Source organism: Mucilaginibacter ginsenosidivorax (genome assembly GCF_007971525.1).
Lineage (GTDB): Bacteria > Bacteroidota > Bacteroidia > Sphingobacteriales > Sphingobacteriaceae > Mucilaginibacter > Mucilaginibacter ginsenosidivorax.
On the sequence record NZ_CP042437.1, the window covers coordinates 2,711,098 to 2,725,340 of the forward strand.

The following is a 14,243-nucleotide window of genomic DNA, read 5'->3' on the forward strand; positions in this document are numbered from 1 at the left end:
AACACACCCCTGCCACCACCCATACCTAACGCGCCCCCTCTCAAGAGGGGAATTTGGAAATAACTGTTATCGAATAAAGATATTATTATGAAGTACTTTTTAGTCGGGTTTATGGGTTGTGGCAAAACCACCTGGAGCCGTAAGCTGGCTGCCAAATTAGGCTACGAATTTATTGATCTTGACCACGCGCTGGAAGCTAACGTAGGCATGAGCATAGCAGAATATTTTTCGAGCTTTGGTGAAGATGCCTTCCGCCGGATGGAATCAGATCTGCTGAAGCAAACCGAATATCCCGAAAACGTAGTGGTATCAACCGGTGGCGGCCTGCCCTGCTTTTTTGACAATATGGACTGGATGAATGCCAACGGCAAAACCCTGTACGTAAAACTATCGCCCAAAACACTGGCCGACAGGCTGGAAAACAGCAAAACCGTACGCCCGGTACTGCAAGGCAAAAAAGGCGATGACCTGGTTGAATTTATTACCGGCAAACTGGCCGAGCGGGAAAGCTTTTATTTGAAAGCACACCACCATGTAGATGGTATCGACATGTCGGTTGAGAAACTGGAAAGCGCTTTGGGCTTGGGCGAAGTGGTGTAGATGGAAGTTGAACGGTTGACAAGAGCTAAATAAAAAAAATGTCATTTCGATAGAGTAGAGAGGGCCGGTAGCGAGGGGGGCGAAAGAGAAATCCTGAACGCCCTGCATTCTGATAGGCTGGTTTGGATGCAGGGCGTTCAGGATTTCTCCTCGTTCCTCGTTCGAAATGACAACAGGGTTAGGATTTTATCACACCAATAAATTTATCACCATGGAAAACCGCGTTGAAGTAAGGCATCTTTTTAAACCATTGGATGGAAAACTGATGGAACTGCTGGAATCATTAACCCCGGCAGATTGGAACAAGCAAACGGTGGCCAAAGCTTGGAAAGTAAAGGATGTGGTATCGCACCTGCTGGATGGCAACATTCGCGCCTTATCCATTCAACGCGATAAATATTTTGGCGACCTTGCACCTGCCAACAACAACTATCACGACCTGGTTGACTGGCTAAATAAACTTAATGCCGATTGGGTGAACGCTACCAAAAGAATAAGCCCCGATATATTGCTTCTGCTGCATAAAACAACCGGGCGGTTAGCATCTGCCTATTATGAGTCGTTGAACCCTAATGACACCGCCATATTTTCTGTTGGCTGGGCAGGCGAACAGGAAAGTCTTAACTGGATGCACCTTGCCCGCGAATACACCGAAAAATGGCATCACCAGCAGCAAATAAGGGAAGCAACCGGCCGCGATGGTATCATGACGCGCGAGTTTTTTTATCCTTTTATTGATACTTTTTTCAAAGGACTACCCCATACTTTTAAAAATACGGGCGCACCTGTAAACACCCTCATCAAAATTACCATCACATCCGGCATTGGTGGCAACTGGTACCTTAAGAAAATAAAAGACGGATGGCATTTATTAAAAGATGCCGATACCGACAGCTTTGCTGCCACCGTAAAAATACCACCGGATATTGCCTGGAAATTGTTTTCTAAAAGCATCCGCCCGGACGATGTAAAAACGCGGGTTGAAATAACCGGGAATGCGACGCTTGCCGGGCAGGTGCTCCAAATGGTATCGGTAATGGCTTAGCAGGAAGTCCAAAGTCTATAGCCTTTAGTCGCGAGTTTGAAGTAATGCTATTATTTTCTGACTAAAGACTCCCGACTTTGAACTTAAGACTATAAATCAGGCCTCGTCTTTAGTATTGCGCACGAGGCTGATGCCCGTAAAGAAAAATAAAATAGCTATTATACCTACTACAATTAGTGTGGTAACCTGGCTACTATGGTTAATAACACCAATGCCTGCATAAATTAAGCCGATGATACCGAGTACGGTAAGTATGGCGCCGAAAGTACGTTTTAAGTTCATGATTTGATATGCTGTTTTAGTTAGCATTTTATAAAAACAAATAACACACCAATAATTTATCTATATTTATTTAATTAATAATAAACCCTCATGACAGGTTCAATCATCACATTACTCATTGTATTTATTATTTTGGTAATCATACTATCATCCTTTGTGTCTGTAAAACAGGGCACAATAGTGGTAATTACCATCTTTGGCAAGTACCGCCGCATACTTACGCCGGGGCTTAATTTTAAGCTGCCATTTATCGAAAATATTTACTCCAAAATTTCTATCCAGAACCGCTCTGTCGAACTGGAATTTCAGGCAGTAACTTACGATCAGGCTAATGTTTACTTTAAGGCGATGCTCCTGTACTCGGTATTGGACCAACAGGAAGAAACCATCAAAAATGTGGCTTTTAAATTTGTTGACGAACGCAACCTGATGCAGGCGCTTATCCGCACGGTTGAGGGCTCTATCCGTGCTTTTGTGGCCACCAAACGCCAGAGCGAGGTTTTGATACTGCGCCGCGATATTGTGGAGCACGTAAAGGAACAACTGGATGTGATACTGGAAGGCTGGGGCTACCACCTGCAGGATTTGCAGCTGAACGACATCACTTTTGATGATGTGATCATGAAATCGATGAGCCAGGTAGTGGCATCAAATAACCTGAAAGCCGCCGCCGAAAACGAAGGCCAGGCCCTGCTGATCACCAAAACCAAAGCGGCGGAAGCAGAGGGTAATGCCATCAAAATTTCGGCCCAGGCCGAGCGTGAGGCTGCACAGCTGCGCGGCCAGGGTATAGCCTTATTCCGCGAGGAAGTTGCCCGCGGTATGACGGTTGCCGCCAAAGAAATGGCTGGCGCCAACATGGATACCTCGGTGATATTATTTACCATGTGGACAGAATCTATCAAACACTTTTCTGAAAACTCAAAAGGAAACGTGATTTTCCTGGATGGATCAACCGATGCCATGCAGCATACATTAAAAGAAATGATGGCCTTAAACCTTTTACATACCGACGACGTCAAAAAGTGAAAGTTTTAACCCCTACACTTAATGGAAGTACGATTAGTGAAGTTGATTGGCGCCGCCGCCATATGTTTAATGACGATAACCGCCAATGCGCAGCAGTACCAGCGCTATCATCCCCTAACTATTAATGATTTTTTGGGCACCCCACGGGCAAATGCCGGTGGGGTTGTAGCCTATACCAACTGTACCATCGATTTTAAATACGAAGCCAGTAACCGCAGCGGATCCTATATCCTTACGGCAACCGTAAACCTGCTGCTCAACAACTATAAATCATGGCTCGACAGGAGCCGCGTAACCTCGCAGGAGATGCTTTCCGAAATACTGAAGCACGAACAGGGCCATTACCTGATTGCTTACCTGGAGCAACAGGAGATATTAAGGCAGATAAGCAAAACCCGTTTTAGCTACAATTACCGCAATGAGGCCATGGCGCTTTTTAACCGCATAGATGCCAAATACAAGCAGCTTAACTCCAATTACGACGAAGATACCCAGCACATGACCAACCGCCAGCAGCAACACAGCTGGGACCTATACTTCCAAAAACGGCTGGAATATGAACCGGAAGAGTAGTATTTAAGTCGAAAGTCCGAAGTCAAAAGTTCTAAGTCAAAAAATAGCAGGTTAACATCCGACTTAAGTCTCAGGACTTAAGACTTCGGACTCAATTCCCCGGTTTACTCAGTAAATTTACAAACAAACGATATGCCCCCGGCACACCGGCAGGCAGCTCCCTGAAAAAGGCCAGCGAGGTATAAACAAACCGGCCCTTGCCATAATCGCCAACTATGAGCGATCCGTTTAGGGGCGATTCTCCTTTATCATTCATCTGTAAAATGGCTTTGTATTTAGGGTCTGCATCGCTTACAAAGTACAGGCCGCGTTCCTGGATCCAGCCTTTAAAATCGTCCTGGGTAATTTTGTTGGGGTAGTTGAGTACCGGGTTGGGCTGGTCTAAAACAGTTACAACCGCGTCCTCGTCGGTAACCCTCCTGTTAACTACGGTAAAAGGATACGGGCCAATTTGCTTGGTAACCAGGCCCGAGTTATTGTTGTATTGGACTACCAGGTTGCCGCCATTTTTTACGTACTCCATTAACTTAGGCTGCTCAAAAGCAAGGCGCTCGTTTACGTTGTAGGCGCGAACCCCGGTAATAATGGCATCGTAAGCCGATAAATCGCCGTTCATGATCTCGTTTTCTGATAGCATGTGCACATCATAACCTACCTGGCGCAGGGCCTCGGGCATCAAATCGCCGGCACCGGCAATGTAGCCTAGTTTTTTGCCCGCGGTTTTCAGATCAAGGTTTACCAGTTTAGCTTCGGCGGCGGGGAACAGGGTAATGGCAGGCACATGATCGTACCTTATTCTGCGTAATGCTAATGAATACGGCTTGCCGTTTGCCATAACAATAACCTGTAAATCGGCAGTTCTTGGCTTATTATCTGCCGGTGCTACAGTAAAAGAAACCGTCCACTCGTCGTTTTTATTTTTATCGCCAAACTCAATTTTTTCCGGGCTTATATTCCAGCCATCTACAGGTTTTATGCTCACGTTGCCGCTGGCGACAGTAAAGCTTTTGAGTTTAACCTGGATGCTTTGCGGTTTCTGGCTGTTAAAAATGTAGTCTTTCCCGTCGATATTGGCGGTAACCGGCGGGGTAATTTCCAATGGCTGATAAACTTCGCCACGTACCGGGTCAACATATTTGTATACCAGGCGGCGCTCAAAGTTTACCGGCTTTCCCTCAATAATAAACTGAAAACTGGCGGTAAGCAGATCCGGATTTTCGGGGTTGCCGGCCATTGCATCATCAGCGATATTGTAGGTACCTATCTTATGATCTGATGCTAACCAATAAGGTTGTGTTATTTTATCGGCTACAGTCGAGCCTTCAAAGCTCTGCTGTTGGTTGGCAGGGATAACTTTCGATCCCAGGTCCAACACATCGCTACCAACGCCTATTTTATTAATCTTCACCTTATCATTGTATCGGTTCACCACTACCGACCGTACCTGGATCTTATCCCCTACCGCATAAGTAGCTTCAGCAGCATAAGCCTCAAACCACAAGCCTGCGCAGGCAGCTATCAAATCGTCCAGTTCTTTTGTTTTCTGTGCGCGCCAGTATACATCTGGTATCTTTTCAACTTTACCCAGCAATGCCACTAAAGGGGTTACTGATTTTTCGGGGGCTTCCGCATCAAAATTCCGCCTGATCACTTTTATCGATTCGCCAATATCCGCGCCGTCTTTAACACGTTTCCAGCCGGTTTCTACACCATCCATCAGGTCGGTTTGCGGGGCATCGCCCAAAATAGTTTTAAAAAATTCAAAGGACTCGCCCCTTTGTTTTGCCGAGCCAAAGCCCTGGGTTTTATGGTTGCTGCGGCTTTCGGCGGCTATTTCGCCATAGCTTTTGCCAAGGGTGGTGTTGTATACGCCAACATCTATTTTAAACTGATCGGCGGCAGTAGTATTGGTACTGCCAAAGTTAAAAGTGTTCCACATGAGGCGTTTGGCCTGCCATGGCTTTACATATTTTAATTGTTCGGGATACCTGGCGGGGTCGGCAGCGGCGCTAAAAGCCTCCTGGGCCAATATAGCCGATGAGGTATGGTGGCCATGGCCGCCCTCGCCTGTAGTAGGGAAACGGCAAATGATCACATCGGGCCTAAACTTGCGGATAACCCAAACCACATCGCCCAAAACTTTTTCTTTATCCCAAATTTTCAAAGTTTCTTCGGGCCCTTTAGAAAAGCCAAAGTCGTTGGCACGGGTAAAAAATTGTTCGGCACCGTCCACTCTGCGGGCGGCCAGCAACTCCTGCGTACGGATAAGCCCCAGCAGTTCGCTTTGCTCGTTGCCTATTAAATTTTGGCCCCCATCACCACGGGTAAGCGACAAATAGCCCGTACGATAATGTTTTTCCTGCGCCAGGTAGGCCAGCAGGCGGGTATTTTCATCGTCGGGATGAGCGGCTACGTACAATACGCTGCCCAGGGTGTTAAGCTTTTTAAGGTTTTGCTGAATAGTGCCGATATCGGTAGGCGGCGACGTTTGGGCAATTACACAGTTATAAAAAAATAATAAGGCTATAAAAAGGGCGGTACGCTTCATGAAAACAAATATATTGAAAGATACCTATTTACAATTTTCTGTATCAATAATATAACAATACGCCGACTTTTGGTGAGCCATAGAGAGTCCCCCGCTATCTTTTACTTTATCCCCGGCAACCCCGTAACTGCCTCTAACAATCCAGCCTCGCTCGTTGCGTTCACATTCACCAGGTAAAATGGCTTGCTGTCCTGGGCTGCTGCCCATCGCCATTCAAGCTGGCTAACAGTTTTCAGCCTGCCATTATCAAACCACCAGGCCGAGTATATCTTATCCGCGCCTTTGGTAAGGATGCCCGAGTAAACTTCGCGCCCGGCTATAGTTTGCTTGCGGATGCTGGTAAAATTGTACCCACTGCCCTGCCAGCAAATCATGGGGTTATGTTCGGGGCCGTAAAAGGGTGTGGGCTTCAGGTACACCAGTTGGCCGGGTTTATCAAACTTAATAACGCCGCTTTCCAGCAGTTGCTTTTTGTAGCCGCTCAGGGTTACCGCATAGGCCCCTTTATTGCTCAGTACATCCATGCTTTTTAAATTGCATGAGATAACGATGAGTGCCCCGGCAAATAGCAAATGAATAAAAGGATACCTTACCTCATCAGGCACCAGCCGGATAAGCTGATCCTGGCGCGGGTGCCTCTCCACTTTTGCCGATTTTTTCAGGTAAAAATTACTCAGCCACAACAAGGGGAGTACAACATATACCAACAGGCAAATAACGCCTGTTACATCATGAAAAATACTGGCTGCTGGTATTTTAAACAATACCAGCAGCATAATACGGCATAGGTTGACTGCAATATTCAGCAAAAAGGTAAGCGCCAGCAGCAGCACAATTTTAATAAAACCAAGCTGATTGACCTTTTGACGCTGACAATGGGCTATTATAAACAGGCATATAATAAACGACATGCTCAGCATATGCAGCCCGGCACAGGCCTGGTCTACAGAAAACTCCCTGCCGTTTAGCTCAATAATATTGCCCGATGCATGGGCGGCAATTCCAACCCTGCTTAAAATGCCGGCCACTACCTCGCTCAGCCAGATCCTGATGGGGAAGCTGATCGCATTGCTGAGATACATAAACAGCGGCGAAACCAGCAATAGCAGGAAAAATAAAACCAGGCTCACTTTCCCTTTAAAATTCTCAAAAAACAATAATACGGCAAACAACAAGGCAACAAACAGCGTGGTTTTAACCGGAAAAACAAGCGCGATAACACTAAATATTGTTGAGGGTAAAAAGTACCGCATGGAGTATTCCCCTGCCTTTACACGGCAGATATAAGGGGCAAGTACTATCCCCATTAACAAATCGGCATTCCACAAAAAATAAATGGAAAGTAATTTAATGCCGATAACCAGATAAACCAGGCAGCAGCCATTTATCAGCAAACGACTGCTGCCCCAGGCCCGCCCCGCAAAAGGTGGCTTAAATATCCTGCTTAGCATATTTGGCGCGGTATACTAAAAAGTTAATTACCGCAAGCGCTATGAGCACCAACAGCCACTCGCCCGGTTCGGGTACTGCGCCTGATGATTTCATGGAGGCATTTTTAAGACTATCCTTATTTTCATCAATTCCGAAACGCTCATAATCTGCCTGGGTTTCCAGCACGATAAGGCTGGATACCGGCGAGGCTATATAGGCCTGTTCGGCCTCCCGGATGATATCCGGCTGCACATAGGTTTTATCAAAATAATGCGGACCAACCTTTTTCATAACATCGTTATAGGCAAACAAACGCAGCAAATGATCGGGGGCGTTACTTTTCAGGGTATCGGTGGTTTGACTGATGATAAACCCCGATTGATCCAGCACTACATGCCCGGCATCTTCCTGCGATTGAATAAACCGGTGCTGGTTAAGTTTATCTAACAAGGCCGGCAACTCGCCGTTATCGTAAACAAACACCCGCATTTCTTTTAAAGCTTTCAGGTAAGGGGTTATTTTGGTGCCAATATTGAACATCCGTACAGGTTTTGCGGTTGCCAGGTAAGCGGTAAGGCGCCGCTGAAATTCCGATTCGTCCAAATCTCCCAGGTTGGGTGCTATATCGGCGCATTTGGTAATTATCAAGGCCTTTTCGGCATCTTTAACCTCGTTAACAGGGAACAGGCTAAAATTCAGTTTCTGCGCCCTGGCAAATACTTCAGCCTTGTTTTCTTCTGTCACTTCTTTTAGTTCTCCATCGTAGTAATACACCTTTTTTGTTTTGATGGCCTGCCATAGGCTATCAAATTCGGTTATATTCCAGGAGCTGTTCAAATCAAGGTACACAGCTGCGGGGTCGAAAGCGGCATACTGCGGCTTATAGTTTTCCAGCTTGTAGCCTGCCCCCGCAAAGGTAAATGGCATATTGGCAAGTGGCGGAGCGGCAAAAACAATCTCATCATCGGCCTGGTATTTTCTGTCGGCTGTAAAAACACCTTCGCTCAATTCTTCAAAACCAGGCAGGCTAAACAGCGGTGGCTTTTTCGAAAACGCTACTTGTAAGGTTTCATCGGCGCCGGTAGCCGGCGGCCCGTCAAAATAAATACTTTCATAAACCAGCTGTGTGCCCTGCTGCCTGAGCGGGCTGGTAACGCCTATCCTGAACTTACGGGCCTCGGTCGTTGTAACCGGGAAAATCCTTACACTCACAGTATTGCCTTCCTGCCAATGAATTACCGATGGATCGTGCCGCTCAACGCCAACCACTGTTTTATAAGCCGAATCGGCTTTAGCCTTGGTAGTTAACCGCGACTTTGCTTCCCTGCCATCTATCCATAATGATAACGAACTCACAACCGAGCCCTCGGGCAGGTGAAAAGTATAAATGGCCTCTTCGCCGGGCCACCAGGTGCGGGTTTCGCTGCTTTTTATAAACAAGTTTTTTTCGGTGTAAGCCAGCCGGTATTCGGGGAATATTTTAACGTTGGTTACTACCGATGCGGTTTTCAGTTTATCGCCGCTCCATAACCTGTCCTGCGCCTTGTGCCGCGCATCGTACATGGCCTCCAGTATTTTGATGCGTTCGTGCTCCTCTAAATTGGTTTGGCCGCAAAACAGGCTGGCCAACACCACAAGCGGATCGTGCTTTAAAGGTTCGTCGAAAGATGCTTTATGAAAATCGGTATTCCATAGCCAGTTTTCCTGCAGGTTTACGGTTTTGTAAACCAGGTTGGCTTTAATAATACGCTCGGCTATACTGTTTTTAGGAATATTTTGACTGATAACCACCCACGACGGCAATTTACCTTCGGCCAAAGTATTGTGGTTAACGGCCAGGTTAACCTGTTTGTTGATGCTGTGCCATTGCCCGATAAACAAGGCGCACACTAAAACCGGAACAAACACACCCGCCGCAAGCGCCATTTTTAACGACCGGCTGCCTGCCACATTCCTTTTAATTACTATAAAAGTGACGATAGCCAATGCTACCGGCGCAAAAACATGTAGCGAGATACCGATGGCTATGGCGGCTATGAGGCCAATAATATACATAGAGGTAAGGTAAAGGCTGTAATAAACAAACAGCAAAAAGGCTGCCCCCAGCAAAAACACTACAACGTGTTTACCCGCGGCAGTCAGCTGCTCCATAAACAAGGCCATTATTAACGCTACACACGATAGGCAAATAACCACACAAAGCCAGGGTACCGAAATATCAAACACATTCATGCTGCGGTTTAAAGCAAACGCGCTGATAAACCAAAGCATAAAAAGCATTACCCAGTAGGCCAGCCGCTTTGGCCGTTTAAACACTACAACAAAAAAATAGGTTACAGAAAATAAATAGTTGATAAAAAACACGCCAAAAGCGCCTCCATCATTCAGTTCAAACAAGCTGGTTTCGGTAATACCAAACAAGGCAGCCGAGGCCAGTATCAGCACCAGCCCGATTTTAATCACCCTATCTTCGGATAAAATTGCTTTAAGAATTTTCATTTTTTGTTTATTTAAAAGAACTTTGAAATACAAAGTATATGAGTAAAAAAATTACAGCTTTTGCTGTTTTATTAAATTTTCGAGGGCAAGCAGGTGCAGCCTGAATGCCGCCCGGCCTTTCTCGGATGCAAGGTATTTGGTATTGGGCTTGCGGCCAATAAAACTCTTTTGCACCTGAATGTATTCTTCCTTTTCCAGCGCTTTCAGGTGCGATGCCAGGTTGCCGTCGGTAAGGTTAAGCAACTCCTTAAGTGCATTAAAATCATAACTTTCATTGGCAACCAGTACGCTCATAATTTGCAGGCGTATCCGGTTTTCAAAAGCTTTATCAAATTGTTCTAACGAGATCTTCACTTATCGTATTTAAAATGCATTACCGTGCCGTAAATAATGTGGAGCAAGCCAAAACCTATCGCCCAGCATCGTAAGCCATAGCCAGGCATTAATGCACACAGCAAACCTAATAAAATCTCGATTATCCCCAAGCTTTTTACGCCAGAATACGTGTAATGACTACCCGCAACCAGTGCCATACCATAAAAAATGAGTGTAGCAGGCGCAACAACGCCGTAATAACCGCGATATATTAAAATAAAAGTAAATAAGCCCCCGCTCACCAAAGGGATGGCCATATTGATAAGTAAGCGCTGGCTGCCGGTATTCCAAAATGGCTGCCCAAGTTTTTTTGCCTTACGGATAGAAAGCCAAACGCCTGTGCCAATAGAGAGGACAAGAACGCCAAACGCCACTATACATAACTGAATAATTACTGCAAAATCGTTACGCAAAAGCCCGACACTTTCATGTGTTAATATTTCCCAGCCTAAAAATGCACCTATAAGGGCATATATCCCAGCCATTACGCCCGACAGGCCGCTCAGCGAAATAAATTTGGCCGACCGCTCCATCAGGTCCCGGATAGAGCTTAATTCTGCATGAATGTCTTGATCTTTCATTAAAAGCACTTTGTTTTTCAAAGCTACATATTAAAATCAAAAATGCAAGAGGCGGGGAGATATTTTTTTCAGAGGCTATTAAGAAAAACCATTATTGAGCGCTAAAGTCTGGCTAAACGTAGGGGTGTGGAATGTGGTATATCGCATGTCGGCGACGACTCACCCGGTCGGGGCTACGCCCGACCACCCTCTCTCCGGCTAAAGCCGCAAAGAGGGTTTCAGGAATTTAAATTTAATAAATTATTGACTATCAATATACTAAACCCTCTTTCCACCGCAGGTAAAGAGAGGGTGGCCCAGCGCAGCGTCGGCCGGGTGAGTCGTAGCCGGCGTTCAACCGAACGGTTATATATATTCAAACAGGTGATGGTGTGTATAAAGCCACAACATTTTTATCTTATGATTTTTTAGACAGCTTTTCAGAAATAAGAAGTTTTTTTGAAGACAGCCTATGCGGATGCTTTTTCTGAGCCAGTTATTAATAACAGCTCAAAAAAAATGGCTACATAAGTTTGGCTTCCAACACCATCTCAATATGCTCAATACCGTCTTCGTCATACACCTCGCCTTCCGAAACAAAGCCGAGCGATTGGTAAAATGCAAGTGCATAAGTTTGAGCACCAATGCGTATGGGCACCGGGCCAAACAGCTCATGGCAGCTTTGAATGGCAAGTTCCATAATCTTGCGCCCAAGGCCGGTACCACGGGAAGCAGGCGATGTAACTACCCGCCCTATCGAGACTTCGGGGTAGGATATGCCTGCCGGTACCAGGCGGCTATAAGCCGCCAGCTTGCCATCGGCGTACAATAAAAGATGATAGCATTGCTGGTCTTTATTATCCTGGTCTAAAAACACGCAGTTCTGTTCTACAACAAATACTTCGCTGCGCATGCGGAGCAAATCATATAGTTCATTAACGCTGAGCTGACCGAAAAGCTTTATTTGATGGGTTAAGTTCATGGGGATATGAGATAGCACAAAGTTAATTGTTTGGTCGACTTTGAGGCAGCGCTCAGGGCATTTTCCCGGGAAACTTTTAAACTTTTTCGGTTTCGGTCTCTATGTCATCATTGCATTAAACGATATCAGATTTGATTAAGCCGGTTATTTTTTTTCGTGCAAAAACGCCGGAACGCTAAATTACGGGTCACTCTTTATATCAATGCTTTAGTTCAGCTGCAGCTATTAATTTTCTATCACCGACTGTGTGTAGTCGATCCAGTCGGTTTCGCTAATGGACTCGTCGATAAAATAATCTGGCTGAATACCTACACCATCTATCATAAAGCCGGGAATCCGGAAACTTTTACTCATGCAATAACCCAACTGAAATTTTTTATCGGGGAAATCGATATAATTCATATTCGAAATATCCAGCTCACCAAATGTCGGGCGGCCAAATACTTTTACTTTGGCGCTTTGTTTTGCCGCCAGCAGGAATTGTTCGTCAGTGCTGCCGTTGTTCTGATTACAAATAACCGCCACTTTTTGAGGATATGGCAAAACTTCTTTCAGGGTGTCATTATCGGCTATACGATCAGACATGGTTATGAAAGCTCCCGGATGCTCGCGCATCTTTTTGGCAACGCGTAAACAGTAGTTCCTGTTGGCTGTATCATCGTACTGCTTTGCATATTTTTCGTGTGCTGCGGCGTTCAGTTCCGTTGCCAGCAATTGCACGCCAACCTCCCTTATTGGCGATGTATAAAGATATGGGATGATCTTTTCATAAGAAGCATCTGAGCCACCTGTACCATTCCTGATATCGATGATAAGATTAGGCACGGATTTGATCATGGCATCATATTTCAACAAAGAGCTATCGATGATCCGTTTTTGATCGGCCCGGAACGAGGGAATACGGATGTACACGGTTTTATCGCTCAGCTTTTCGATGAATGGTACCTGCGATCTTGAAAAGGATGTTACTATCGATTCCTTTTTTGTGGGCGAATTTTCAGGATGTAGCCTGGTCCAGTAGGTGTTATACAATATCAGTAAATTATTGGTTCCGGCTACAAGGTTGGCCTGGGTTGGCTGCGTTGAATGGTTTTGCATATAGTAGCTGGCAGTGAATCCTTTTTTATTGGCATTTAGTATCATGTCAACTTTTATTTGTTTGGGCATCCAGAAAATACTGTCGGCTTTAATGATAAAGCCTGTATATTTCATAGCGTCTTTGCTATCGCCAATTATACCTATCACGTACCGCCCGTCTGTCCAGATGCCTTCAATGGGGTTCTTATTTTTTTTCTTTGCTAAAACTGAAATAAACTGTGCTTCGGTGAGGTTTACAACTTTTGTATTCTTGTACAACTGCCTAACAGAATCGGCATTAAATTTTGTGTTGTTAGCCGATTGCGGCTGATTTGGAACCGAGATGCCGATATGCCCTGGCCTGAAATACCTGAGCCAGTTATACAGCGCGGCCTGGCAGTCAACTACTTTCGTAATGTTTTTTACTTTCTCTCTAAACGCGGCGTTGTGCTTTTGATAATCGTCCATTCCTTTCTTATCTACTACATATTGGAAACCAGCATCGTTCTTCTCGAAGGTTGTTACCATCCACTCAAAATTGGTGGCGCAATTGCAATCTTGTGCCGGCGATGCAAACGGACAGCAAAGCATCAAACCGGTTACTAATAAAAATGCAGCGGTAAAACAGAAAAATGAGGGCTTTTTTTTCATGTGATTAATTGTTTGGTTGTTGAGTAAATATAAGTCGAAACTGGCCCCGAAAAAGTTGCACCAAGGTTAATAAATAATTCGGAGCAAATTTAAAACAGCTTCTAAGACGCTGTCTAAATTTGATTTGCTAATGTTTTTATGCTTCTAATGAATAGACAACAACGTATTCGCATGGCAGCGAAGACTCACCCGGCTACGCTGCGCTGGCCACCCTCTCTTCGGCTTCGCCGGAAAGAGGGGCCTGAAAATTCTTTGTTTTTTTTCGATACAATGTATTGATAATCAACGTTAAATCCCCTCTTTCCACCGCAGGTGAAGAGAGGGTGGCGGGCGCAGCCTCGCCGGGTGAGCCTTAACCGTCATGCGATATTCCGCATTCCCGCTCCTACGTTTCGCCAGGTTTTGATTTCAATCATGGCCCTCCTTTTCAAATTTAAAACAGCTTCTAAGAAAAATGCTTTGCGCCTTTGCTTCTTACCGTTTTTGAGCGAAATAAGCCATCCTTTTTACGTGCCCTTATTAATTGAGATGTTTAAAAGGGACTACCTTGATTATTTTCGATAAATAAAACAGGCCGTACAAACCCTCGCG

General features: G+C 45.3%; 12 protein-coding genes. 4 read left to right on the forward strand and 8 right to left on the reverse strand.

Going from position 1 to position 14,243, the window contains the following annotated elements:
- The first annotated feature begins 87 nt into the window (after positions 1–87).
- Both FSB76_RS11245 and FSB76_RS11250 read left to right on the forward strand, forming a co-directional pair.
- Positions 88–600, forward strand: coding sequence for a shikimate kinase (locus FSB76_RS11245; RefSeq protein WP_147053666.1), 513 nt, complete (start codon positions 88–90; stop codon positions 598–600).
- A 211-nt stretch (positions 601–811) separates the two neighbouring features.
- Positions 812–1,645: a maleylpyruvate isomerase N-terminal domain-containing protein gene (locus FSB76_RS11250; RefSeq protein WP_147053667.1), complete on the forward strand. Its 834-nt coding sequence runs from the start codon at positions 812–814 to the stop codon at positions 1,643–1,645.
- Positions 1,646–1,741: 96 nt separating this feature from the next.
- Here the strand turns inward: FSB76_RS11250 and FSB76_RS11255 are convergent, their stop codons facing one another.
- Positions 1,742–1,927: a hypothetical protein gene (locus FSB76_RS11255; protein WP_147053668.1), complete on the reverse strand. Its 186-nt coding sequence runs from the start codon at positions 1,925–1,927 to the stop codon at positions 1,742–1,744.
- A 90-nt stretch (positions 1,928–2,017) separates the two neighbouring features.
- Here FSB76_RS11255 and FSB76_RS11260 point away from each other — a divergent pair, with 90 nt between their 5' ends.
- The gene (locus FSB76_RS11260; RefSeq protein WP_147053669.1) at positions 2,018–2,956 is read left to right on the forward strand and encodes an SPFH domain-containing protein; all 939 of its coding nucleotides are present in this window, start codon (positions 2,018–2,020) and stop codon (positions 2,954–2,956) included.
- Between the two features lie 21 nt (positions 2,957–2,977).
- Positions 2,978–3,529 (forward strand): DUF922 domain-containing protein, encoded by a 552-nt coding sequence (locus FSB76_RS11265; protein ID WP_147053670.1) that lies wholly within the window; start codon positions 2,978–2,980, stop codon positions 3,527–3,529.
- Positions 3,530–3,620: 91 nt separating this feature from the next.
- Here the strand turns inward: FSB76_RS11265 and FSB76_RS11270 are convergent, their stop codons facing one another.
- The 7 genes from FSB76_RS11270 to FSB76_RS11300 all read right to left on the reverse strand — a co-directional run bounded on the left by FSB76_RS11270 (position 3,621) and on the right by FSB76_RS11300 (position 13,652).
- Positions 3,621–6,077, reverse strand: a complete 2,457-nt coding sequence (locus FSB76_RS11270; protein ID WP_147053671.1) for a PIG-L family deacetylase — start codon at positions 6,075–6,077, stop codon at positions 3,621–3,623.
- A 101-nt stretch (positions 6,078–6,178) separates the two neighbouring features.
- Positions 6,179–7,528 carry an exosortase N gene (xrtN, locus tag FSB76_RS11275; protein ID WP_147053672.1) on the reverse strand — a complete coding sequence of 450 codons (1,350 nt, stop codon included), beginning with the start codon at positions 7,526–7,528 and terminating at the stop codon, positions 6,179–6,181.
- On the reverse strand, positions 7,509–10,007 hold the full coding sequence (locus FSB76_RS11280) for an XrtN system VIT domain-containing protein (protein ID WP_147053673.1): 2,499 nt from the start codon (positions 10,005–10,007) through the stop codon (positions 7,509–7,511). Before FSB76_RS11280 ends, xrtN begins: the two co-directional genes overlap by 20 nt.
- A gap of 51 nt (positions 10,008–10,058) precedes the next feature.
- Positions 10,059–10,361 carry a winged helix-turn-helix domain-containing protein gene (locus FSB76_RS11285; RefSeq protein ID WP_090641804.1) on the reverse strand — a complete coding sequence of 101 codons (303 nt, stop codon included), beginning with the start codon at positions 10,359–10,361 and terminating at the stop codon, positions 10,059–10,061.
- Positions 10,358–10,963 (reverse strand): hypothetical protein, encoded by a 606-nt coding sequence (locus FSB76_RS11290; protein WP_147053674.1) that lies wholly within the window; start codon positions 10,961–10,963, stop codon positions 10,358–10,360. The genes FSB76_RS11285 and FSB76_RS11290 overlap by 4 nt, the downstream gene beginning before the upstream one ends.
- Positions 10,964–11,465: 502 nt before the next feature.
- Entirely contained in the window at positions 11,466–11,924 is a 459-nt protein-coding gene (locus FSB76_RS11295) for a GNAT family N-acetyltransferase (protein ID WP_147053675.1), read from the reverse strand.
- 225 nt (positions 11,925–12,149) lie between these two features.
- Positions 12,150–13,652 (reverse strand): S41 family peptidase, encoded by a 1,503-nt coding sequence (locus FSB76_RS11300; RefSeq protein ID WP_147053676.1) that lies wholly within the window; start codon positions 13,650–13,652, stop codon positions 12,150–12,152.
- Positions 13,653–14,243 lie beyond the last annotated feature (591 nt).

Excerpts from the sequence above, each read along its gene's own strand:
- FSB76_RS11245 (WP_147053666.1), top strand. The coding sequence starts at position 88 with ATGAAGTACTTTTTAGTCGGGTTTATGGGTTGTGGCAAAACCACCTGG.
- FSB76_RS11250 (WP_147053667.1), top strand. The coding sequence starts at position 812 with ATGGAAAACCGCGTTGAAGTAAGGCATCTTTTTAAACCATTGGATGGA.
- FSB76_RS11255 (WP_147053668.1), bottom strand. The coding sequence starts at position 1,927 with ATGAACTTAAAACGTACTTTCGGCGCCATACTTACCGTACTCGGTATC.
- FSB76_RS11260 (WP_147053669.1), top strand. The coding sequence starts at position 2,018 with ATGACAGGTTCAATCATCACATTACTCATTGTATTTATTATTTTGGTA.
- FSB76_RS11265 (WP_147053670.1), top strand. The coding sequence starts at position 2,978 with ATGGAAGTACGATTAGTGAAGTTGATTGGCGCCGCCGCCATATGTTTA.
- FSB76_RS11270 (WP_147053671.1), bottom strand. The coding sequence starts at position 6,077 with ATGAAGCGTACCGCCCTTTTTATAGCCTTATTATTTTTTTATAACTGT.
- xrtN (WP_147053672.1), bottom strand. The coding sequence starts at position 7,528 with ATGCTAAGCAGGATATTTAAGCCACCTTTTGCGGGGCGGGCCTGGGGC.
- FSB76_RS11280 (WP_147053673.1), bottom strand. The coding sequence starts at position 10,007 with ATGAAAATTCTTAAAGCAATTTTATCCGAAGATAGGGTGATTAAAATC.
- FSB76_RS11290 (WP_147053674.1), bottom strand. The coding sequence starts at position 10,963 with ATGAAAGATCAAGACATTCATGCAGAATTAAGCTCTATCCGGGACCTG.
- FSB76_RS11295 (WP_147053675.1), bottom strand. The coding sequence starts at position 11,924 with ATGAACTTAACCCATCAAATAAAGCTTTTCGGTCAGCTCAGCGTTAAT.
- FSB76_RS11300 (WP_147053676.1), bottom strand. The coding sequence starts at position 13,652 with ATGAAAAAAAAGCCCTCATTTTTCTGTTTTACCGCTGCATTTTTATTA.